This is a genomic window from Pseudomonas sp. Nvir (assembly GCF_963778085.1).
Lineage (GTDB): Bacteria > Pseudomonadota > Gammaproteobacteria > Pseudomonadales > Pseudomonadaceae > Aquipseudomonas > Aquipseudomonas juntendi.
Window position 1 is genome coordinate 3,242,352 of sequence record NZ_OY970405.1, and the last position, 20,039, is coordinate 3,262,390.

The 20,039-nt window shown below is 61.9% G+C and carries 24 protein-coding genes; 21 read left to right on the plus strand and 3 right to left on the minus strand.

The annotated features are described in order from the left end of the window. Both AACG97_RS15620 and AACG97_RS15625 read right to left on the minus strand, forming a co-directional pair. A complete protein-coding gene (locus AACG97_RS15620) occupies window positions 1-1,344 on the minus strand; it encodes an MFS transporter (protein WP_070095586.1) in 1,344 nt (447 codons plus the stop codon). Window positions 1,345-1,389: 45 nt separating this feature from the next. After that, complete coding sequence (locus AACG97_RS15625; RefSeq protein ID WP_047595526.1) at window positions 1,390-2,532, minus strand: iron-containing alcohol dehydrogenase; 1,143 nt, start codon at window positions 2,530-2,532, stop codon at window positions 1,390-1,392. 155 nt (window positions 2,533-2,687) lie between these two features. Between AACG97_RS15625 and AACG97_RS15630 the strand changes: the two genes are divergently transcribed. The 10 genes from AACG97_RS15630 (at window position 2,688) to AACG97_RS15675 (ending at window position 11,236) form a co-directional block, all read left to right on the plus strand. Beyond that, window positions 2,688-3,686 carry a LysR family transcriptional regulator gene (locus AACG97_RS15630; RefSeq protein ID WP_197885974.1) on the plus strand — a complete coding sequence of 333 codons (999 nt, stop codon included), beginning with the start codon at window positions 2,688-2,690 and terminating at the stop codon, window positions 3,684-3,686. 168 nt (window positions 3,687-3,854) lie between these two features. Then, window positions 3,855-4,592: a hypothetical protein gene (locus tag AACG97_RS15635; protein WP_197885975.1), complete on the plus strand. Its 738-nt coding sequence runs from the start codon at window positions 3,855-3,857 to the stop codon at window positions 4,590-4,592. Between the two features lie 113 nt (window positions 4,593-4,705). Continuing rightward, complete coding sequence (locus AACG97_RS15640) at window positions 4,706-4,921, plus strand: AlpA family transcriptional regulator (protein WP_010799440.1); 216 nt, start codon at window positions 4,706-4,708, stop codon at window positions 4,919-4,921. Window positions 4,922-4,925: 4 nt separating this feature from the next. Further along, entirely contained in the window at window positions 4,926-5,813 is an 888-nt protein-coding gene (locus tag AACG97_RS15645) for a ParA family protein (protein ID WP_070087315.1), read from the plus strand. 91 nt (window positions 5,814-5,904) lie between these two features. Next, window positions 5,905-7,476 (plus strand): ParB family protein, encoded by a 1,572-nt coding sequence (locus AACG97_RS15650; protein WP_047595523.1) that lies wholly within the window; start codon window positions 5,905-5,907, stop codon window positions 7,474-7,476. 16 nt (window positions 7,477-7,492) lie between these two features. After that, complete coding sequence (locus AACG97_RS15655; RefSeq protein WP_013972314.1) at window positions 7,493-8,044, plus strand: DUF2857 domain-containing protein; 552 nt, start codon at window positions 7,493-7,495, stop codon at window positions 8,042-8,044. After that, the gene (locus tag AACG97_RS15660; RefSeq protein WP_197885976.1) at window positions 8,038-9,231 is read left to right on the plus strand and encodes an STY4528 family pathogenicity island replication protein; all 1,194 of its coding nucleotides are present in this window, start codon (window positions 8,038-8,040) and stop codon (window positions 9,229-9,231) included. The genes AACG97_RS15655 and AACG97_RS15660 overlap by 7 nt, the downstream gene beginning before the upstream one ends. Window positions 9,232-9,555: 324 nt before the next feature. Further along, on the plus strand, window positions 9,556-10,311 hold the full coding sequence (locus AACG97_RS15665; RefSeq protein WP_197885977.1) for a PFL_4669 family integrating conjugative element protein: 756 nt from the start codon (window positions 9,556-9,558) through the stop codon (window positions 10,309-10,311). Then, window positions 10,308-10,811 (plus strand): DUF3158 family protein, encoded by a 504-nt coding sequence (locus AACG97_RS15670; protein WP_013972311.1) that lies wholly within the window; start codon window positions 10,308-10,310, stop codon window positions 10,809-10,811. The genes AACG97_RS15665 and AACG97_RS15670 overlap by 4 nt, the downstream gene beginning before the upstream one ends. Further along, window positions 10,808-11,236 (plus strand): single-stranded DNA-binding protein, encoded by a 429-nt coding sequence (locus tag AACG97_RS15675; RefSeq protein ID WP_013972310.1) that lies wholly within the window; start codon window positions 10,808-10,810, stop codon window positions 11,234-11,236. The genes AACG97_RS15670 and AACG97_RS15675 overlap by 4 nt, the downstream gene beginning before the upstream one ends. 44 nt (window positions 11,237-11,280) lie before the next feature. Here the strand turns inward: AACG97_RS15675 and AACG97_RS15680 are convergent, their stop codons facing one another. After that, window positions 11,281-11,523, minus strand: coding sequence for a hypothetical protein (locus AACG97_RS15680; RefSeq protein WP_197885978.1), 243 nt, complete (start codon window positions 11,521-11,523; stop codon window positions 11,281-11,283). Window positions 11,524-11,663: 140 nt separating this feature from the next. Here AACG97_RS15680 and AACG97_RS15685 point away from each other — a divergent pair, with 140 nt between their 5' ends. From AACG97_RS15685 to AACG97_RS15735, 11 genes are all read left to right on the plus strand, one after another. After that, on the plus strand, window positions 11,664-12,005 hold the full coding sequence (locus tag AACG97_RS15685; RefSeq protein WP_225786227.1) for a helix-turn-helix domain-containing protein: 342 nt from the start codon (window positions 11,664-11,666) through the stop codon (window positions 12,003-12,005). Window positions 12,006-12,116: 111 nt separating this feature from the next. Next, complete coding sequence (locus tag AACG97_RS15690; RefSeq protein ID WP_197885979.1) at window positions 12,117-14,096, plus strand: DNA topoisomerase III; 1,980 nt, start codon at window positions 12,117-12,119, stop codon at window positions 14,094-14,096. A gap of 741 nt (window positions 14,097-14,837) precedes the next feature. Continuing rightward, window positions 14,838-15,350, plus strand: a complete 513-nt coding sequence (locus AACG97_RS15695; protein ID WP_197885980.1) for an STY4534 family ICE replication protein — start codon at window positions 14,838-14,840, stop codon at window positions 15,348-15,350. A gap of 60 nt (window positions 15,351-15,410) precedes the next feature. After that, complete coding sequence (locus AACG97_RS15700; protein WP_197885981.1) at window positions 15,411-15,668, plus strand: hypothetical protein; 258 nt, start codon at window positions 15,411-15,413, stop codon at window positions 15,666-15,668. A gap of 62 nt (window positions 15,669-15,730) precedes the next feature. Continuing rightward, complete coding sequence (locus AACG97_RS15705) at window positions 15,731-16,225, plus strand: JAB domain-containing protein (RefSeq protein WP_197885982.1); 495 nt, start codon at window positions 15,731-15,733, stop codon at window positions 16,223-16,225. Between the two features lie 58 nt (window positions 16,226-16,283). Continuing rightward, window positions 16,284-17,000 (plus strand): DUF5983 family protein, encoded by a 717-nt coding sequence (locus tag AACG97_RS15710; RefSeq protein ID WP_225786228.1) that lies wholly within the window; start codon window positions 16,284-16,286, stop codon window positions 16,998-17,000. Between the two features lie 130 nt (window positions 17,001-17,130). Beyond that, window positions 17,131-17,649: a PFGI-1 class ICE element type IV pilus protein PilL2 gene (gene pilL2, locus AACG97_RS15715; protein ID WP_197885983.1), complete on the plus strand. Its 519-nt coding sequence runs from the start codon at window positions 17,131-17,133 to the stop codon at window positions 17,647-17,649. Beyond that, window positions 17,646-18,314 (plus strand): hypothetical protein, encoded by a 669-nt coding sequence (locus tag AACG97_RS15720; protein WP_197885984.1) that lies wholly within the window; start codon window positions 17,646-17,648, stop codon window positions 18,312-18,314. Before pilL2 ends, AACG97_RS15720 begins: the two co-directional genes overlap by 4 nt. A gap of 10 nt (window positions 18,315-18,324) precedes the next feature. After that, window positions 18,325-19,041, plus strand: coding sequence for a TIGR03759 family integrating conjugative element protein (locus tag AACG97_RS15725; protein WP_225786229.1), 717 nt, complete (start codon window positions 18,325-18,327; stop codon window positions 19,039-19,041). After that, window positions 19,023-19,577: a transglycosylase gene (locus AACG97_RS15730; protein ID WP_197885986.1), complete on the plus strand. Its 555-nt coding sequence runs from the start codon at window positions 19,023-19,025 to the stop codon at window positions 19,575-19,577. Before AACG97_RS15725 ends, AACG97_RS15730 begins: the two co-directional genes overlap by 19 nt. Next, window positions 19,574-20,035: an integrating conjugative element protein gene (locus AACG97_RS15735; protein WP_225786230.1), complete on the plus strand. Its 462-nt coding sequence runs from the start codon at window positions 19,574-19,576 to the stop codon at window positions 20,033-20,035. The genes AACG97_RS15730 and AACG97_RS15735 overlap by 4 nt, the downstream gene beginning before the upstream one ends. Window positions 20,036-20,039 lie beyond the last annotated feature (4 nt).

The following is a 20,039-nucleotide window of genomic DNA, read 5'->3' on the forward strand; positions in this document are numbered from 1 at the left end:
TTACTTGTCAGTGGAAATGGGCTGCTTCAGAAGAAGCACGTAAGCCATTGCTGCCACCGATGCCACGGCAGCACTGATCAAAAATGCGGAAGCGAATGAGCCGGATTGCTGGATGCTGAAGCCAGTGACAATGGGTGCCACCGATCCCGCCAGGTAACCGCCGAAGTTCTGGATAGAGCCGAAGGAAGCAACCCGTCGACTATCCACGACTGTGTTAGCGATCATCCAAGCAGTTGAGCTGGCCATGTTGACGCTGAACAATGCACCGCACAGCAACACCACGCTGAGGATGAAGCCACTGCCGAACGACAGAGGGATGGTGAATGCAGCAGCTGAGAACAGTGCGCAGACAACTACGAGCTTCCGGCTACCCAGTACGGTGGCCCCATTCTTCACCAGTCGGTCACAGAAACGGCCAGCGACGATGGTGCCCAAGGCGCCAAATACATAGGCCAAGGAAACGATCCAGGCAGTTTGATACAGGCTGAGACCGTGCTCACGCTCGAAATAACCTGGCAACCAGGTGAGGTGCAGCCATAGCATGTAGATCACGCCCATGAACCCCAGGACTGCACCCCAAGTGCTTTTGTGCTGGAACAGCTCAGCCCACGCGCTCAACTGAGCTTTCACGCTGGGCCTTGCTGTAATTGCTGCCTGCCTCTGTGCTTGCGTAGCCAGTAGACGTTCGCGTTCCTCTGCAGGAAGCTCAGCCAAAAAACGCTCTTTGCTCTTGTAGAAGGCGAACCAGCAGGCAGCGATCAAGATTCCAAAAACGCCGGTGGCAATGAACATGCCACGCCATCCCCAATTGACCATCAGCAGGGTCAAGAGTGGTGGCGCGATGCAAGGCCCTATGCATGTCGACGACAACACGATCCCAGTGGGCGTCCCACGCTTCTCAGCTTCGAACCACTCTGAAAGTGCCTTAGCAGCTGAAGGAAACATTGGTGCTTCACCGATACCCAGCACGATCCGCAAACCGATGAACGCAGAGAATGTGTTGATCAAGCCAGAAGCAGTTTGAGCAACAGACCAGCCAAGAAGCGCTGCGCCCAGTGAAATCTTGCTGCCCAGGCGATCAATGATCACACCCAGTGGAAGCTGAGCCAGGGCATATGCCAACGAGAACGCTGACAGGAGGATGCCCATCTGGGAAGGCGTAATCCCCATATCCCGCTGGATAGAGGTGTTTGCAATCGACAGAGCGCTCCGATCCACATAGTTGATGATGCCGATCACCAGCAGCAGGCTGACGGTGATGACTTGGTACTTCTTGAAGGGGTTTGAGCTCGCCACCGTTTCAGGCTTACGGTTGAGCTCCGCTTCCGCATATTTGGTGTTCATAGGCGTTCACTTTCTTGTTATTGGATGAGGGCAGGATTTCGAGGCTTACATGGAGGCCTCGAGAATCCACTGGTAATCCTCTGCAGAAGCTTCACGCGGGTTTGTGCGATGGCTGTGATCTGCGAGAGCGCCTTTGATGATTTTGGGGAACATGTCTTCAGTGACTTCCAGCTCCCGCAGGCCGGTTGGCAGGCCGAGTGCTCGGGTCATGTCCCGGATCGCATCTTCGATTTGGCTTTCGTCAGCCAACCCCATCGCTTGAGCAATACGCGCTGTCTTGTGCTCGTTGACCATGGTCGCTGCCTTGCGGTTGAACTGGATCACAGCCGGCAGGAAGATTGCGTTGAGAGTGCCGTGGTGCAGGCGAGGATTGATGCCGCCCAGCGAGTGGCTCAGGCTATGAACGCAACCCAGACCTTTCTGGAACGCGAGAGCGCCTTGCAGGGAAGCACTCATCATGTTGGTGCGACCTTCCAGATTTTTCGGATCTTGGGTAGCGGTTTCGATGAAGCGCCAGGCACGCCACAGGCCGTCCAATGCAATACCGTCCGCAGGTGGGTTGAACGACGGAGCCATGAAGGTTTCGAGGCAGTGGGCAATCGCATCCATCCCGGTAGCAGCAGTCAAAACTGCAGGCAGGCCAAGAGTCAGTTCCGGGTCACAGATTGCAGATTTTGGAACAACGTGGGGGGAGATCACGCCAACCTTACGGCCATCGTCCAAGATGAGAATGGCGCCACGACCAACTTCGCTGCCGGTGCCGGCAGTGGTCGGCACTGCGATCACAGGGGCCGTTGCTGGAGTGATGCGAGCCAGGCCACCTTCGATGACAGCGAAGCTTTTCAGCGGGCCTTCGTGCTTGGCGCATACGGCTACACCTTTGGCAAGGTCAATAGCGGAACCGCCGCCGATGGCGATGATGCCGTCGCAACCGCATTCCTTGAACATGGCCACTGCTTCACGAACAGCATTTTCGTTTGGGTTGGGTGGCGTGCCGTCATAGATCGGCAGCTGAACAGTGGAGTCGGTGAATTTGCTCAGAGCTACATCGACGATACCTGCCGCACGGACACCACGGTCAGTGACGATCAAAGGGCGGGTAATACCAATGCGCTGACACTCTGCAGGCAGGAGCGAAATAGCTCCGACTTCAAACTGGATCTGGGTGATGTAATTGATCAGGGACATGGGGTCTCCTCGAGCCTACTGGCTTTGTTATTTTGGGCCGATCTCAGGCCAATCCGCCGCACCGAGTGCGACATCGTGCCGCGCCAGTATAGAAATCTGAATTCAGCCGTGGTATTGAGAACAATCCATACAGGTATAACTAGGATTCATACCAAATGACCCCGTCCCTCAACTCGATCATGTCCAGGCTCCACGCTAGACACCTGCGATTGCTCATCGAGCTGGACGAGCACCGCTCTCTTCTCGGAGCCGCAAATAGCGTGGGGCTGACACAACCTGGGGCAAGCAAGGCCCTTCAGGAGATCGAGACGACTTTTGGTACGACGCTTTTTAATCGCAACAACCGTGGGCTTGAACCAACGGCTGCCGGCTATTGCGCCATCAGGTACGCCAGGGTGGTGCAGACTGATATCTCGAACCTGCGGCACGATTTGGATGCGATCCTGAGAGGGGTCGGGGGACGCCTTGCGGTGGGGGCGATCATGGGGGCAGTGCCGCTGTTGATGAAGGCGGTCTCCCAGCTGACTGCCATACAGCCGGAAATGTCATTCGAGATCATTGAGGACACCAGCCAATCGCTCTTAACCCAGATCGAGAGCGGGCGTCTGGACATGGCCCTGTGCCGGACGAGTGTGAGCAGTTCGCCGCATCTTTTCTCGAGTGCGTTTGTTCAGGACGAGACTCTGGCGGTCATCGCCAACATCGACCACCCCCTCCAGGCCGCTGGAGCACTTCGCTTGGAGGAGTTGGCTGAAAGTCGGTGGATCGTCTACCGGGCCAACATGCCTATGCGGGTGCAGCTTGAGCGAGAGTTCCATGATGCGGGCATCCGCTTCCCTCTGCACCTGGTGGAGACCACGTCGATTCTGGCAACGCTGTCACTGCTGCAGAACCAGCCCGAATTCGTTGCGCTTGTGTCAATCGATGTGGCCAAGCAGTGCGTCCAGCACAACCGCGTATGCATCTTGCCCTTGGCCATCAAGTCCGTAAGCGACCCCTACGAGTTGGTAACACGCAGAGGTAGCCAGGCCACGCCTGCTATGGAGCAATTGAGGGGGTTGCTGATACCAATCGGGCTCGACGATGCAGGCCGCCCTAAAGCGCCTCAATCAGAAGGTGGTCGGGCACTGCGACCGAACCACAATCCCCACTGACCTACGTCAAAACTCGTCGCAGCCTGAAGAGTTACGGCGAACTATAATGAAAATACTTTGTCACGTTATTGGATCCGAAACTGCTTTCGGAGTCTAGCTCGCTCGAATGAGATTCAAAATAATGATCCCATCGGCGATTAGGACGACTTCAGCTGGAGGCTGTTCTCCATGGACGCGATCAAAAGCTGCTATCACCCCATCGATGCGGCAATTCTTTGGTGCGATCTGGCCGATCACACCGCAGAGATCTTACAGGTCGAAATAGCCCACTCAGGTGAGCTACTCAAGCATTTTCCGCAGTGGCCCTGTCTCCACTTCTATGTGGAGCGCATCTACGACGCCATTGCCTCGGGTGAGCTACCGGCAACGTTCCTCGGCGGGCCCATTACGCTCAACGACCACGCCGAGCGAGTGTATTGGTCCATACGCCGTCCGGATCTGCGGGCCTGGTTTGCGCTAAACCATCCGGAGGAAAAACCCGAATTCCTGTTCCCCAAAAATATCGACCACCTCGAATGCGTGAGTTTGAACGCCTTTTTGGCTGTGCAAGCTGAACGGGACTTCTACGCGCGTGAGTTTGAGAAAATGCATCAGGCCTACGATTCTGTTGCCGAAGAGATGACGGTCTACAAGCGCCATGAAAACGAGCTAACGGCGCAGCTTGATGCAGCGGAGCCAGCCCCTGAAGCCTCCGCCAGCGTCCACTACACGATCATCGGCGCCCTACTGGCAATCACCGTAGGCAAGTCGAAATCCGGCCAAGTGCAGTCGATCTATAAAAATCAGACTGCGGTAGTCCAGACTATTTTGTCTCAATTTCCCGGCCTACATGGTTTGAGCAAACACACCCTTGATCGGAAATTTGCGTTGGCTCGCCGCCATTTGGCCCAAGCGGAGCAGGCCTAACTCCGAATAGCCAGGCAATGGCGGCCATTGCCTGGCAATGATTTTTCACCCCCACGGACCTTCACTGACTGTCACATCCCACTGCGCGCCACATGGCGCTAAGGAGTGACACCATGCAACCGGCCAGCCCTGCCCCAGCTTCCGCCGATCGCCACATCATGCGCCGCGATGAGGTGGAACAAAAAACCGGCTTCAAACGCTCGCACATCTACAACTTGATGAAGGCCGGACTATTCCCGCAATGCCGGCGCATCGGCACGCGCGCGGTCGGTTGGGACTCGCTGGAGATTGAGCAGTGGGTTCAGGATCGCCTGTCTGTTCGGGAGTAGTGCCATGAAAGTCCTTTCGCTGATCTCGACCAAGGGCGGGGCCGGCAAGACCACGGTTGCCGCCAACCTCGGCGGCCTGCTTGCCGACGCGGGCTTGAAGGTGCTGCTGCTCGACCTAGACAGTCAACCGACGTTGTCCAGCTACTACGCTCTGTGCAAGTCACGTGAAGCGGGCAGTTACGAACTGATCTCGCAGCGGCTCACGGTTGCCGAGCAGATCATTTCCGTCACCACCATCCCGCGGCTTGAACTGATCGTTTCCAACGACCGCGCGGGCCACCTGGGCACCGTACTGCTGCACGCGCCCGATGGCCGACTGCGCCTGCGCAACCTGCTACCCGCATTTGCCGATCAGTACGATGTGCTGATCGTCGACACCCAGGGCGCGCGCAGCGTGGTGGTGGAAATGGCCATCCTGGCCTCAGATTGTGCGCTATGCCCGTTGCCACCGGAAATGCTCGCGGCACGCGAACTGCGCCGCGGCACGCTCGGCCTGTTCGAAGAGCTGGAACCCTACCGCTACCTCGGCGTGTACTTGCCCCCGGTGAAACTGCTTCTCAATCAGGTGAACGCCAACCGGCGCGATACCTGCCTGATCATGCAGAGCCTGCGCAACACCTTTGCCGCCGACCCGCATGTCAGCGTCTGTAAAACGGTGATTCCCGATCGCGTCGCGTACCTCAATGCCGCGTCATTGGGATTGCCGGTGCATCGGATCGAGTCGAAAGCCGCCCCTCGATCGCGCAGTCGCTGCGCGGCCGATGTCATGCGGGCACTGGCCAATGAACTGTTCCCGGAGTGGGAGCAGCGACTGGCCCAGCCCAGGGGCCGTGCGCGCTCTTATCCCGACAGCATTGCCTCAGAGGAATGCGTCACCGGCCGACCCGCCTAGTGCCCTGCCCTTCCCCCCGCTGCCCCACCCACGCAGACAACTGGGAAGGCCAGGGCGGGGCCGCCTGCACTGACAGATCAGGGGCAAACCCATGAAACCACCAACCTCCGAAGACATTACACGCCAGCTCCAGCACGGGCACTTCCCACAGCGGGCAACACAGGTATCGCCCACCGATCCCGACTGCGACACGCCGATGGTGGTGACCCTCGAGCAGCTGCGGCCCTACGAGCACAATCCACGCTTCATCCGTAATCCGCTGTACGAGGAACTGAAGGCCTCCATCCGCGACCGCGGCCTGGACCAGCCCCCCTCTATCACGCGCCGGCCCGGCGAGCCGCAGTTCATCATCCGAAATGGCGGCAATACACGGCTGAGTATCCTCGGCGAACTGTGGCAAGAAACCCGTGACGACCGTTTTTTCCGCATCCATTGCCTGTTTCGCCCCTGGCAGTCGGAGCTCCATACGCTGCTGGGCCATCTGGCCGAAAGTGACCTGCACGGCCAACTGACTTTCATCGAGCGGGCCCTGGCCGTGGCCAAGTTCCGCGACATGCTTCTGGTAGACGGTGGTAGCCTGAGTCAACGTGAACTGGCGGCGCAACTATCGGCCGGCGGCTACCCAATCTCGCAATCGCACATCAGCCGGATGCTGGACACCCTGGAGCACCTGCTGCCGGCGATCCCGCAAACCTTGTACGCCGGCTTAGGCAGACCTTCGATCGAGCGGACCCTTAACCTGCGTCGACGTGCCGAATCGGTGTGGAATCGGTACGTTGCGACACGGTTGGATTTCACCGCGTTGTGGTTGGAGGTGCTGTCTACGTTCGACTGCACAGCCGCCGAGCTGGACACCGCCGAGCTGCAGGACGAACTGCTCGCGCACATGGCGAAATCCTTGGACCAGTCACCACGCCTGCTGGCGTTGGAGCTGTTCCAGGATAGCGGCCAGGCATCACGTCAGCCACTGACGCCCGACCGGTCCCTGCCCTCGCCGCTGGGCGTGGGCCAAGACACCGATACCACTTCCGGTAGTGAGCCTGAAGCCCCCACGGGGCTCCACTCACCGGAGCTGGTCTGCCCTCCGCAACCTGCTGATAGGCAACCCGAACAGGCAGACCTGAAGCAGCCTCCTGCCGTCACCCGTGAACAGGTACGCACTCCAACTGCGCCACCGCCCGCTCAGTCTGCCAATCTCGGCAGTGCTGGGCGCCTGTGCTTGCCCGATTCACTGGATACCCTCTGGCCGATACCGCCGGCTCTGGAAGACCTGGTGCAACTGCGCCAGGCCTGCGCGCAGTTGGCCAGCGAACTGGCCGGCTACGCCAATGCGCCACACATGGTCTGCGCCACGGAGGAAGGCCTGGGTTTCTCGTTGGCGCCCGATACAGCAGCGCCTTCGACACCGCACCGCACCGGGATTCAGCTGCTGTTGGGCGCGCTGCTGCGCGTGCAGGATGACGTTGCTTGGGAGCAACGTCAGCAGCTCCCGGCGGCGCTGTTCGGCCAACTGCTACTGGGTGCCTACGACCTGCCACTGATCGAGCGCCCACAGCTCGCGATCGGGATTGAGCGGCTCCCCGATCCTCAATTGGCGCAACTGTTTTCACTTATCCGGCTCTCTCGACGCTTGATCGAACTCACGCTGTCGTCCACCCGCTGACACTCGGAGGTGCCGCATGAGCACGTCGTTCAATCTGCTGAACCACGCCATGTTGAACCAGGTCCTGCATGAGCTGCGCCATGGTCGGCTGCAACGCTGCAAGGCCTTGGGCCTCGGCGACGAGGACATCGAGGTGCTGCAGTCGCTGCCGCCTACGACCTTGTCCCACCTGGCGCACTCCACGATCGCCTGGGTCGAAATCAAGGTCGACACCACGGTGCTGCGGCGCCTGATCGCCCAGGCCGAACGCGACGAGCTGAACGAGCGGCTGATCAACCGTGCCCTCAAGCTCGGGGCAAGTTCAAACATCATGTACCGCTGCTTCGGCCTCGACCATTCCGAGACGGCGTTGCGCCGACGCATCCTGAAGATCGAGACCCATCGCGGCCGCCCCGTCCAGCTCAGCGAGACTCAGGAGCATGCGGTGTGGAACCGCTGGCGCCAGTTGCGGGCTGAAGATCCGGACAGTGAACCGCTTGATGCAATGATGATGCTGGCCGAGGAACAGCAGATCAGCCTGACCCTGATCTGGCAGCAGATCGAGCTTTACGGAGGTATCCCATGCTGAATTTCTACACCGTGGACTGGGCCGATGTGGTGCGCCAGAGCATGGTCACGCTCAAGCGCTGTCTGGAGCAGGCCGAACAAGCCAAGGCTGCCCGTGCACTGGCAGAGGGGCCGGGCTTCGTGTACCACGGCAGCCACGAACCGTTACCGCGGGGATTGCTGCAGGATCGCCGGCTCACGCCCGTGGAGCGCAATCTCTGGTTAGTGCTGCGCTGGTTGATCACCGAGCGGCAAATGCGTACCCCACGTTATCAGGACCTGCAGCCATACCTGGCGACCAGCCCCTGTGGCGCGCAGGCTTCACGCGAGACCATCGCCCGCGCGCTGAATGTGCTGCGTGCTACCCGCTGGCTCAGCCTGAGCGAACGGTATCGCGATGAGCAGGGTTACCTGCGCGGCTGCGTGTACGTGCTGCACGACGCGCCGCTGTCACCCGCACAAGCCATCGACCAAGATGCCGGCTACCTGCCCCTGATCAGCCAAAACCTGTCCCACGCCACCAAAGGCGTGCGCGATCTCGCTCAGCATCTTCTCCAAGAGCTACGGGCGGATCCGGAGGTGGCTGACGAGGCCTTGGCCATGATGGCTTCGCTCCCCGCAACAGGCGCTCAACAGACCTTGCCGCTGCAGGCCGACAGCCATGTCGAGCATTCCGAACTAAGCGAGGCGCACTGCGTTCGGTCTGCCGCACCGTCCTCGACCAATTCCGAACCCAGCGTAAATTTCCCGGCTACGGCTGCCGTTCGGAATCCGACGCTCGACCGTACCGTACAAAAACAAAGCAAAAAAAGTACAGTACCGCCCAGCTCGGCCGATGGCAGCGCCGCTTGGCCAGAGGGTCTGCAGTTGAGTCCGAATGAACAGCGCCGGGCAGTCCAGGCGCTGTGCCAGCTCGAGCCCGAACAGCGACAAGCGGTGATCAATGAAGCAGCGGTTCGCTGTAGCCGCGGCGACATCCGCAAACCCATTGCCTACTTGTTGGGGCTGATCAAGCGAGCCTGCCAGGGCGAATTCACGCTTTGGGCCGCACGAAGAGATGTACCACCAGCACCGCGCAAGCGCATTCGCCCGCCTGAGCCGGCTGATGAGCGCTCACGGGAATCCGGAAGCCGGGTGGCCTCGCCGCTGGCCAAGGCGTACCTGGAGCAGCTCAAGCTTCGCTGCGGTGTTGTGAGCGGAACAACGTAACTGCGCGTTGAGTCTTTCAGGTCTCCAACTGTCAGCGGACCTCTATGGATTTGATCGCAGTGGCATCACTCCAGTGACGTCTTCCAGCCAGACACCATTGCTCGAGGAGTGTGATCTGCGTGATGGCTGTGAGGTCGCAACATTGACCAATGCCAGGATGAAGCAGTTAGCGGCGTTGGCACTCAGTGGATTTGATCACAGTGGCATCAATCGCAGGACCATCGAAAGTAGGGGCAATGTGAGCCCATCGCGTTCACATTGATCACTGCCAGGTTGCCTGAGAGCGCAGATCGTCGGCGTCATTCCGACGGCGAGGATCTGGCGATGGTCGACCACTACCAGCTCAACCTGGGCTCACTGCGCAGCAGCATCACCCTCACCCTGCACACGCATCACGCAGCACGACTGTGGCAAGGCCGTGCCGCACGCGAAGGCGTGTTCGGCATCATGGGTATGGCGGGCTACATCAGCGTGACCAACCTGCTCAAGCAGGCGAGCAGTCAGGACGACCCCTTCGCCGACTGGTTCATGCTGCAACTCGAAGACAAGGTAATGCAGGCCAAGGCCGAGCTGCTGACATTGACCGAGCAAGTCAAACTGGTCGAACGTGACCTGCCCACTCAGGTCAGCATCGGCGACAACCTGAACATCCACCCTGTCACCCTGCCCCTGTTCATCGGCAGCCAGCTGGGGTTTCTCGCCGTCTACCTGCTGACTGACTACGACAGCCTGGTGCGCCGCGTGCTGCTCGCCCACCACACCGCGCTGATTGGCCGGGTCGACATGGAGTACTGGATCGATGGTGGCGCCCACCTGCTGCGCAGCCTGTTCAGCATGGCACAGCAGTTCCGACTGGCCGGGGTAAGCCGCGACGACATGGCCGCCAACAACGCCCGCGCCCGCGAAGCCGTCGACAAGTTCGGCACTCCGCCCCAGGACATTCTCGAAGGTACGCGGCGCTCGCAATTTGCGCCGCCCATCGTGCGCAGCGCCAAGCCCGCACTGCCCACTAAGGCCGATCAACTTGCTGACGACGTGGAACCTTCGCCCGGCGACCCCGCCGAAGGCGGTGAAGCATGACACTGCCCGAAGCGATCGCCCATTGCCTGTCATCCGAGGCCTATCGCGAGTTTGAACACAGTGCCTCTCTAAAAGGCCTTTTAAAGCCTTTTAAGGGTAAGGGGGAGCTGGCCCAGTTCGCCGAGACAATCAAACAGCTGCGAGGCGAACTCGAGACGCTGATGGCCGCGATGCTGGCGATCATGGCGCAGCCACCCTTCTCGTTGCTCGAGTTGCGACTGAGCGTCCAGCACAGCTCCCAGGGCGCCTGCTTCCTACGCTGGCGCAGCCCGGACTTCAAGCGCATGGGCGTGGAGGTCTGGCAGCAGGCGATGGCACATCCGCTGCTGCAGCCAGAACTGCGCCAGGCGCTGTACCAGCTGGAAGCCAACCGGATCGTCCTCAACCTGCAGATGAGCAGCCTGAACTCGCTCTATCGCCAGGTACTCACCGGCGCCCTCAAACTCGCGTATGCCGATGACGTCCTTTTCGATACCACCACCGAGGAGAATCACCCATGAGCACGTTCTTTGTTGGCGAAGGCAACATCGGCAGTCCGCCTGAGTTTCAGGAGTTCAACAACAACCCGGACGAGCCGAAGCGGCTGCTGCGGTTGAATGTCTATTTCGACAACCCAGTACCGCGCGAGGGCGGCTACGAAGACCGCGGCGGCTACTGGGCTCCGGTCGAGCTCTGGCACCGCGATGCCGAGCACTGGAGCACCCTGTACCAGAAAGGCATGCGCGTCTTGGTCATGGGCCGCACGGTCAAGGATGAGTGGGAAGACAGCGAGGACAACGCCCGGGTGACGTTCAAGGTGGAGGCGCGGCACATCGGCATCCTGCCCCACCGCCTGGCCAGCGTGTCCATGCGCGAGAAGGCCAGTGATAATGGTGGCAGCAACCGCAAGCCGGCCGGCAAGAAAACCACACGCAAATCGACCTGAGCGGGTGGACGTCAGTGGAACCGTGCCTTTCAGCGCGGGACCGCTCAGTCACTGCGCCCCGCACGGCGGGCGACGCCCTGCAGGTCGTCCCCCTCGATCAACCCTTTGACCTCCGCCAGGTACTGGTCCAGGGCAAGGAACGCCCGCCAGTGCGCTGGCGCTTCCTTGATCCACGCGATCAACCTGGCCCTCGCCGCCTGATTGTCCGGTTCCTGATGGGTGGCCGTGAACAACTCGCAGGCCTTGATCGCTAACGCATCCGCTTCATGCTGCTCAAGTTCGTCCAATCCGCTATCTCCGTGTGACGATCAGGTCACCGTACTCTCATTGGGTGATACGCCCCGTTAGGTTGATATTCAACCTTTTAGCGCGTTCATATCCTTGGGTGGCTGGTCAACCATACGGGTTGAATTGGAGAGCCACCCCGTTGCCAGTCAAAGAGCCTAGCCCACAACACATCGGCCGCCAGTTGGCCAACTACCGCCGCGCGCAGGGCTTTACCCAGGCGCAAGTCGGTGAGCGCCTGGAGATCGGCACCGAAGCGGTGTCGCGCATGGAGCGTGGCAAGGTCGAACTGACCGTGCCCAAGCTGCTGCAGTTGGCGGACATGTACGGCTGTCCGGCCGATGAGCTGCTACTGGCCATCAGTCCTCGCCCACAGGACCAGGGGCAGAAGATTGCCTCGCTGATCAAGGAACTTGGCGAGACGGACAAGCAATTTGCCTTGGACCTTCTGCAGACCGTGACCGCGCACCTCGCGCAGCGGTAACTCGCTCGCCGCTGGCGGCTACACCGATATGATCTCGACCAGTTCAGCTTTTCCCTAGCACTCCCCAGTCACGCGACCACCCTGTCGGTACCTGACCGAGGGGGCCACGTCATGCGCCTCTACATTTGCGAAAAACCGTCCCAAGCCCGCTATATCGCCCGGGTGCTGCAAGCCCATCGTCGCGGCGATGGCTGCCTGCAGGGCATCGGAGTGACCGTGACCTGGTGCGTGGGCCACCTGCTCGAGACTGCGCCACCGGAAACCTATAGCGATCAGTTCAAGCGCTGGTCGCTGGAGCACCTGCCGATTATCCCGCAGCACTGGCAACTGGTGGTGAAGCCCAAGGTCGCCGCGCAGTTGAAGGCCATCAGCCGGCTGCTGCAGGCCTGCGCCGAGGTGGTGATTGCCACCGACGCTGACCGCGAGGGCGAGATGATTGCTCGGGAGATCCTCGAGCGCTGCCAGTATCAGGGGCCTATCCTTCGCCTGTGGCTGTCCGCCCTCGACGACGCTTCGATCCGTCGGGCCCTGACGGCGTTGCGGCCGGGTGAACAAACCCTGCCGCTGTACCACTGTGCCCTCGCCCGATCCCGGGCAGATTGGCTGGTGGGCATCAACCTCAGCCGATTGTTCACCCTGCTCGGTCGCCGCGCCGGCTTCGACGGCACGCTGCCCGTGGGCCGTGTGCAAACGCCCACCCTGCGCCTGGTAGTGGAGCGTGATCGCGCCATCGCCAGTTTCGTCGCCCGGCCTTTCTGGACCGTGGACGTTGTGCTGCACGCTGACGGGGCGGAGTTTGAGGCGCGCTGGCAGCCACCCGCTGCGCACTGCGATGATGCCGGTCACTGCGTTGATCAAGCGGCGGCCGAGCAGGTTGCCCGGCGCCTGGCAGCTGCGCGTTCAGTACAAGTGGAGCGGGTCGACGTTGAACGCGTGACGGAAGGGCCGCCCTTGCCGTTCGACTTGGGCACGCTGCAGGAAGTCTGTTCGGCCAAACTCGGCCTGGGCGCGCAGGAAACCCTCAGTGTGGCGCAGGCACTGTACGAAACCCACAAGGCCACCACCTACCCTCGCAGCGACTGTGGCTACCTGCCAGAGAGCATGCTGGACGAGGTACCGCGCGTACTGAAGGCCTTGGCCGCAGCCGACCCGGCGCTTGGCCAGCGCTTCAAGGAACTCGATCCGACACGGCGCTCCCGCGCCTGGAATGGCAGCAAGGTCACCGCCCACCACGGTATCATCCCCACCGCCGTGGTGATCCCGCTCGATCAGTTGTCCGAGCGTGAGCGCGCCGTGTACACCCTGATCCGCGCCCGCTACCTGGCGCAGTTTCTGCCCCACCACGAATACCTGAAAACCCAGGTGCAGCTGCGCAGCCAGGCCGATCAGCTGCAGGCCCGTGGCAAACAGATCCAGGTGCGTGGCTGGAAAGCCGTGATCGATGAAGCCGATGCCAGTGAGCCAACCGAGCAAACGCAGCGGCTCCCCACCTTGCAGGAAGGTGCGTCGGTTGGTGTGCGCGACGCCAAGGTCAACACGCAGCGCACCCAGCCACCCAAAACCTACACCGAAGGTACACTGGTCAAAGCGATGAAAACCATCGCCAACCAGGTGGCCGACGTGCGCCTCAAGCAAACGTTGAAAGACAGCATTGGCATCGGCACCGAGGCCACCCGCGCCGCGATCATCCAGGGCCTGATCGATCACGGCTACTTGACCAAGAAAAAGCGCAGCCTGGCAGCCTCTGCCGCCGCCCACACGTTGATCGAAGCCGTTCCGCGTGAGGTGGCTGACCCGGTGATGACTGCGGTGTGGGAACAAGCGTTGGCGCGAATTGAGACTGGGCAGTTAAGTGTCGAGGCGTTTCTCGCCAAGCAGTCGGCCTGGCTCACCCAGGTGGTGCGCAGCCAAGCCTCGTTGAACCTGCAGCTACCCCGTTCGAAAAGTCCCGCCTGCCCCGTGTGCCGAAGCCCCATGCGCCAGCGCAAAGGCCGCACCGGTAACTTTTGGTCCTGTGTGCGCTACCCAGACTGCAAGGGTACTAAGCCAGTGAAGGCCAGCGCGGCGCTTGCCAAGCCGAAGCGTTCCTGACTGCTTGACGCTAGGGACCGTCACTGTTGTAGTGAACAGGCCCCTCGCCGTTTGGCGACCCCAGGCCGATTCGCTCCGGGCAGCTCGGCCAGACTCGTTGAGTTCGGAGCCTCTTTCACCGTGCTGTATCGCTGTTCCGGATGTCCAAGGTTCCCGAGACGGATGACCCGTGCGACCTGTTGCAGGCTGTAGGGGTCATCCGCCTCGGCGACGATGCTCAGTGCCGGTGCCCGCCGGCGAAATAATGGGCGCCGTTTGTGCGCGGATGCGTGCCAGTTATCCCGACCCAGGCCACGACAAGGGTCGGTTGATCAGGGTGACGCGACAGCTGAAGTGAAGCGACGACTTCGCTGTCAATGGACCAGATCAAGGGTGGCCTTTCTGTTCCTAGCCCGACAACCGTTGGGCTATTTTTTCGCGCGTTTGAATCTACTGTGCACCACCCACATCCACACCTCTGAACCCAGTCAAAACCGCTGTTGACGAGCGCTGCGCACCGTTCTATAGATGAACTGCACCACGCTGTCGATGACAGCACCAGGTAGCCGGGACCTGCAAGGCTACGCTCCCCCAGAGTGGTTCCTCCCAAAGTGCGACTAGCGTTCGGCGGCTCGCACGGTTATCGCTCCCCGCGATGATGAGCGCTCTTACACCACTGCTGTTGCACCTGACCTTCCCTTGCGGACTCACCCCCGCCAGGGCCGGTGAATATCCGCGTTTCTCGCAAACAGGAGATTCACCATGACCACGGCAAACACTGCTGCCCCCACCACTTACTTCAACCTGCACACCCAAGGCATTGGTTACTTGAACCGCGTGCACGAAGTGCCGGTACGTCGCGGCCAACCTTTCATGGCCTGCGACATTGCCGCGTTGCACGGTGCGTCGGATGACGTCGAGTACACCCGCTTCGACTGCAAGGTCGCTGGCGGTGAAGCCGAACGGCTGATCCGCGAACACCTCGAGGATGTCCGTGCCGAACGCAAGGTGCTGATCGCGTTTCGCATTGGCGACCTCTGGGTCGATGCCTTCACCTACGAGAAAGGTGAGCGCAAAGGCCAACCCGGCGCCAGCCTCAAAGGCCGGCTGATCTTCATCGAATGGATCAAGGTCAACGGTCAACTCACCTACAAAGCGCCAGCTCGGCAGGATGCTTCCTCGGCTGAACTGCCGCCCCAAGCGGCAGAAGAGCATGCACCGAATCCTTCACACAGTGCCGATCAGGCTCAGGACCAGGCCACGCAGCCTGCCTGAGACTGACGCCCACCACAGAGGCGCTCGCATGAGCGCCTTTTCTCACTTCCGGAGGCTGCCATGGAAAGTTACTGGCTCTGTGAGGATTGCCTGCATGCCGTGGCCTACGACGACTTCAGCGCGCTGTCGCTGTACTACAGCGAGGCCGAAGTCGACCAGCGAATTGCGCAGATGCGTATCGAGCTGCAGGCGCTAATGCCGCTCAGCGCTGATTTCAATCCGGACACCGGCGTCGGCATCGACCCCTTCTCCACTCGCCCCTGCGAAGCCTGCCATTCCCCGTTGCACGGCACCCGTCATCGTTTCACCCGCCTGTGACCGCCTGATCCCACCCACCTGAGGCCTCCCCCCGGAGCGCTTCTGCACACGAGGTTCTGCCCATGAGCACGCCATTGACCCTGGTCGAGCCCCTCGACCCGGTCCTGACCCAGCGCGCCCACGAAGATGCGTTGATCAGCGAAGCCCTGCAGCTGCTGGACCAACGCTATTTCCAGCGCGGCGAAGTGCTGATCACATCTACCGACGCCGCCTCCTACCTGAAGCTGCGCCTGGCGCCCTATCACCACGAGGTGTTTGCCTTACTCTATCTCGACTCACAGCACCGCGTGCTGGACTTCGAGGTGCTGTTTTTCGGCAGCATCGACGGCGCCTCGGTCTACCCTCGCGAAGTGGTGGTCAAGGTACTGGCGCACAACGCCGCCGCGGTCATCCTCAGCCACAACCACCCCTCCGGCTGCCCTGAGCCCAGCGGCGCCGATCGCGTGCTGACAACCCGCCTAATCGAAGTCTTGGCGCTGGTCGAGGTCCGCGTTCTGGACCACATCATCGTTGGCGAAGGTCAGCCCCTGTCCCTGGCCGAATATGGCTGGATCTAACCCTCTCTCTCGCCACCGCCTGCATGGGGTGGCGTTCTCTTTTAATTGGAGCGCCACCATGCTCACCTCAACCCCCAACCCCTTTGCTCGAGGCTTCCATGCGTTCGCCTGCGAACGCGTGGTCCAGATCCACTACGACGACCAGTGCCCGCCCTGCTACCGTCCCCTGCACACCGCCCAGCTGGACCTGGACGACGATCACATCAACTGTCAGGCCTGCGTTTTCGATGACGACTGCGCGGTCATCACGGAAGGCCAGGATGTCTCTGGGTTCCTTCGCATGCAGTTGCCCGCGGACGGTGTGGTCACCACTGTGCTGTACCAGGTCACGGCCGAACGGCTGATTGGCTCGGTACACCTCGGCGACCTTCCCAGCCTGGAAGCTGCGAATCACCTGATGCAGCAGCTGTCCTTTGCCACCGGCCAGTACAGCCGCAGCTGGGAGATCAGCTCATCCCACCTACCGGCCGACGCGTACGCCTACCTTGAGCAGCGTGCCCGCAGCGAACGACCGGCCGGCTTCTATGAATGCTTCCGGTTGGTCAGCAACCGGTCCGTCGGCTGCAAGCTGTACTCGACACCCTGGCACCGCAGCGGCCAAGTGGGCGGCCTCGGTTGCTCAGCGGCAGACGTCTGCACGCGCCTGCTGGACGAACAGGTACCACCGGTGTTGATGACACTGTTGCTGCTGGCCGGCCAGGCCGACACGCGTTTCCTGGTGTTCGACCCCGATGCAGCCCCGCTGGACGGACTGCCGGTATTTGCTGACGATTGACCCAAGGCGCCCCGCAGGGCGCCTTTTTTATGCCTTGGGCCCGATAAACAGAGCGGGCAACTTCGGTTTTTCAGTGGGTGCACCTCGCGAGCGTTGCCAAGGTGTCGACAACTTCTGTCGAGACCTGCTCATGCACACACCCCCACTTCCTTACCTTGTCCTGATGTTCGCGCTGGCAGGCTGCAACACGTCGCCTGCCATCACCCCACCGATGGCGCCAGCCAAAGCCGTACCAGCTCCGGCCACCCCGTCCAAGCCGTTGTCAGAGTCGCCTGCGTGGGTCCGCCAGGACCGCTACACCCTGGTCAACACACAGCCGACGCTGGAGCAACGCCAGCCATTGTTCCAGCTCATCACCGTGCAGATTTCACCGACGCTTCACGCAACAGTCGGTGACGCCCTGCGCCACGTGCTGCAGCGTTCGGGCTACTCACTCTGCGCCAACCGCGCTGAGGTAACGACCTTATTTAGCCGCTCACTGCCGGCCGTACAACACCAGCTTGGGCCGATGGCGCTGCTGGACGCCTTGACCATCCTCGGCGGCCCGGCCTGGTTGCTCGTGATCGACCCGGTCGAACGCAGCGTGTGCTACGCGCTTCGCGCACCGGTGCCCGCCCCACCTCGCCCGCCCCTGGAGATCGCGCCATGAAGGTCCATCACTTTCAGGCCCTGGTGCTCGGGGCTCTGTGCCTCGGCGCCGCCGTACTGGCCGCCGTGACCTACAACCACCAGCAACAACTGACCGCGCTCCTGGTCGCTGCCAAGAATGCTCCGGCTGATCCAGTACCAGCGCTGCGACGGGACCTCGATGCACTCGGCGCCTCCCTCGCGACACTCCCGCCGCAAGTGAAAGCGTTGGACGAGCATCAGCGCCAACAGGACGCGACCTTCGCGACACTGAGCAAACAGCTGGATGAGGTGAGCGCTTCGCTCAAAGTCATTCGAGCGGTACCGCCGGGCCCGACCAAGGCCGATCTGGCCGCGCTGGAACAGCGACTGGGCAACGCCGAGACCGCCGTCCACGCCCTCGTGGCTCGACCGGCTGCGCCATCCGCACAACCCCAGCCTACAGCCTCCGCCAAACCGGCCGCCAAAACCCAAACCCCGATGCCACCATTCACCTTGCTGGGTGTCGAGACCCGTGGCGAGGTTAGGTTTGTCTCGGCTCAACCGGCCGGCGCGCATGCCCTGTCGACCGTTCACCTGCTGCAGTCCGGTGACAGCTTGAACGGCTGGCAGCTCAAGACCATTCGCCGGAATCAGGCCGTATTCCAGGTGCCTGGCCTCGGCGAACGTTCGCTGCCCCTGCCGTGACGAGGTGCATATGGTCCGGATCACCACTCTCTCGCTGCTCCTATTCCCCATCTACCTGGTACCGGGATCGGGATGGAGTGCACCCGCCACGGTTCAAACGGAGCAGCAGTCCAGCGAGCAGGCTCCACTGCAGCAAGCTCGCTCCGCAGCACAGGCCAAGGTCTGGGGGCTGACCGATGACGAATGGGCCAAGTTCGAGCGCCTGCAGAGGGGGCCCCGTCAGTACTGGTCACCGCAACTCGACCCGCTGACCACCCTGGGCGTGGAAGCCGACTCGGACCAGGAGCGTCAGCGCTACGCCGAGCTGCAGGTACGACTCGAAGCCAAGCGCGCCGAGCGCGAACTGGCCTATCAGAAAGCCTACTCCGCGGCTTGGGCACGACTGTTCCCGGGGCTGCTGCCGGTGCAGGGGATGAGTGATGCCGCTCCCCCGTCGAGCAACGCGCGCTATGCGGTGTTTGTTGAAGACCCGTGCTCGACCTGCGGGGCCAGCCTCCGCCAATGGCTGAACAAGGGCGCTTATCTGGACCTCTACCTGGTGGGCAGCCAGGGCGACGATGCGCGCATTCGGCAATGGGCGCGCAAGGTGGGCATTAGCCCTGCCCAGATTGGCAGCGGCCAGGTCACCCTCAATCACGACCGTGGCCGTTGGTTCGCTCTCGGCGCCAGCCGCCCCCTGCCCGCACGCTTCCAACAGGTGGAAGGGAAATGGCAGCGCGTCGACTGAGCCTCGCCCTGACCCTGATGGGGGTGACTGCGGTCCAAGCGGGCGGCCTGCCCCCGCCGGCCTACCAGTTGGCCGCCGCCCAGGCCGGCATCCCGGCCTCGGTGCTGTTCGCCATTGCCCAGCAGGAGAGCGGCACGCCGCTGCGTGGGCAGCTTGTTCCCTGGCCGTGGACCTTGAATGTGGCCGGCACGCCGCAGCGTTTCGCCACCCGTGACCAGGCCTGCAGCGCACTCACCGTGGCGCTCACCCGGCATGACCCCAAGCGCATCGACGTCGGCCTGGGGCAAACCAACCTGGGTTACCACCCGGAGCGTTACCCCACCGCCTGCGATGCCCTCGATCCGCGTAGCAACCTCGCCGTCACCGCCGACTTGTTGCGCGCGCACTACGCCGACGTCGGTGACTGGGTCATTGCCGCCGGCCGCTACCACCGGCCTGCGGGAGGGGCTCCGGCGGCGCGCTACCGCACGCAGTTCAGCCAGCACTGGCAACGCCTTGAAGCCGCCATGCCCAGCCTTGGAGGGCCACGCTCATGATGGATGTTCGCCGGGACAGGCTGATCAGTTGGCTGGTGTGGTCGCTGGCCGTCGGGGTATGGCTTGTGCCAACGCCCCCTGCCATGGCCACCGAATCGGCCGCGCCGGTCGAACAACCCGACCCACGCACACTGAACTGGATGCTGCCGGTGCGCAGCGCGCGCCTCACTCCAGGGGAGGTGCCACGCAGAGGGCTGGACCTGCCAGGCATGCTTCCGTTGTTCCTGGTTGGGGCGGACGCCACCTCATTGGCGTGGCTGGCGCAGCACGCGCCGGCGCTGAAGCGGTTGGGCGCCAACGGTTTGGCCGTTGAGGTCCCCGATGCCGCGGCGCTGCAGCGCATCCAGGCGATAGTACCTGAGTTGGCCATCTGGCCGGTGAGCGGCGACGACATCGCCGAGCGGCTGGAGCTGGAGCACTACCCGGTACTGATCACACCGACCGGCCTGGAACAGTGAGGTA

Coding starts and splice junctions, on each gene's coding strand:
- AACG97_RS15665 (WP_197885977.1), top strand. CDS start 9,556: ATGGTCGACCACTACCAGCTCAACCTGGGCTCACTGCGCAGCAGCATC.
- AACG97_RS15620 (WP_070095586.1), bottom strand. CDS start 1,344: ATGAACACCAAATATGCGGAAGCGGAGCTCAACCGTAAGCCTGAAACG.
- AACG97_RS15690 (WP_197885979.1), top strand. CDS start 12,117: ATGCGCCTCTACATTTGCGAAAAACCGTCCCAAGCCCGCTATATCGCC.
- AACG97_RS15720 (WP_197885984.1), top strand. CDS start 17,646: ATGAAGGTCCATCACTTTCAGGCCCTGGTGCTCGGGGCTCTGTGCCTC.
- AACG97_RS15660 (WP_197885976.1), top strand. CDS start 8,038: ATGCTGAATTTCTACACCGTGGACTGGGCCGATGTGGTGCGCCAGAGC.
- AACG97_RS15705 (WP_197885982.1), top strand. CDS start 15,731: ATGAGCACGCCATTGACCCTGGTCGAGCCCCTCGACCCGGTCCTGACC.
- AACG97_RS15700 (WP_197885981.1), top strand. CDS start 15,411: ATGGAAAGTTACTGGCTCTGTGAGGATTGCCTGCATGCCGTGGCCTAC.
- AACG97_RS15725 (WP_225786229.1), top strand. CDS start 18,325: ATGGTCCGGATCACCACTCTCTCGCTGCTCCTATTCCCCATCTACCTG.
- AACG97_RS15625 (WP_047595526.1), bottom strand. CDS start 2,532: ATGTCCCTGATCAATTACATCACCCAGATCCAGTTTGAAGTCGGAGCT.
- AACG97_RS15645 (WP_070087315.1), top strand. CDS start 4,926: ATGAAAGTCCTTTCGCTGATCTCGACCAAGGGCGGGGCCGGCAAGACC.
- AACG97_RS15710 (WP_225786228.1), top strand. CDS start 16,284: ATGCTCACCTCAACCCCCAACCCCTTTGCTCGAGGCTTCCATGCGTTC.
- AACG97_RS15730 (WP_197885986.1), top strand. CDS start 19,023: ATGGCAGCGCGTCGACTGAGCCTCGCCCTGACCCTGATGGGGGTGACT.
- pilL2 (WP_197885983.1), top strand. CDS start 17,131: ATGCACACACCCCCACTTCCTTACCTTGTCCTGATGTTCGCGCTGGCA.
- AACG97_RS15635 (WP_197885975.1), top strand. CDS start 3,855: ATGGACGCGATCAAAAGCTGCTATCACCCCATCGATGCGGCAATTCTT.
- AACG97_RS15655 (WP_013972314.1), top strand. CDS start 7,493: ATGAGCACGTCGTTCAATCTGCTGAACCACGCCATGTTGAACCAGGTC.
- AACG97_RS15650 (WP_047595523.1), top strand. CDS start 5,905: ATGAAACCACCAACCTCCGAAGACATTACACGCCAGCTCCAGCACGGG.
- AACG97_RS15735 (WP_225786230.1), top strand. CDS start 19,574: ATGATGGATGTTCGCCGGGACAGGCTGATCAGTTGGCTGGTGTGGTCG.
- AACG97_RS15640 (WP_010799440.1), top strand. CDS start 4,706: ATGCAACCGGCCAGCCCTGCCCCAGCTTCCGCCGATCGCCACATCATG.
- AACG97_RS15695 (WP_197885980.1), top strand. CDS start 14,838: ATGACCACGGCAAACACTGCTGCCCCCACCACTTACTTCAACCTGCAC.
- AACG97_RS15630 (WP_197885974.1), top strand. CDS start 2,688: ATGACCCCGTCCCTCAACTCGATCATGTCCAGGCTCCACGCTAGACAC.
- AACG97_RS15670 (WP_013972311.1), top strand. CDS start 10,308: ATGACACTGCCCGAAGCGATCGCCCATTGCCTGTCATCCGAGGCCTAT.
- AACG97_RS15675 (WP_013972310.1), top strand. CDS start 10,808: ATGAGCACGTTCTTTGTTGGCGAAGGCAACATCGGCAGTCCGCCTGAG.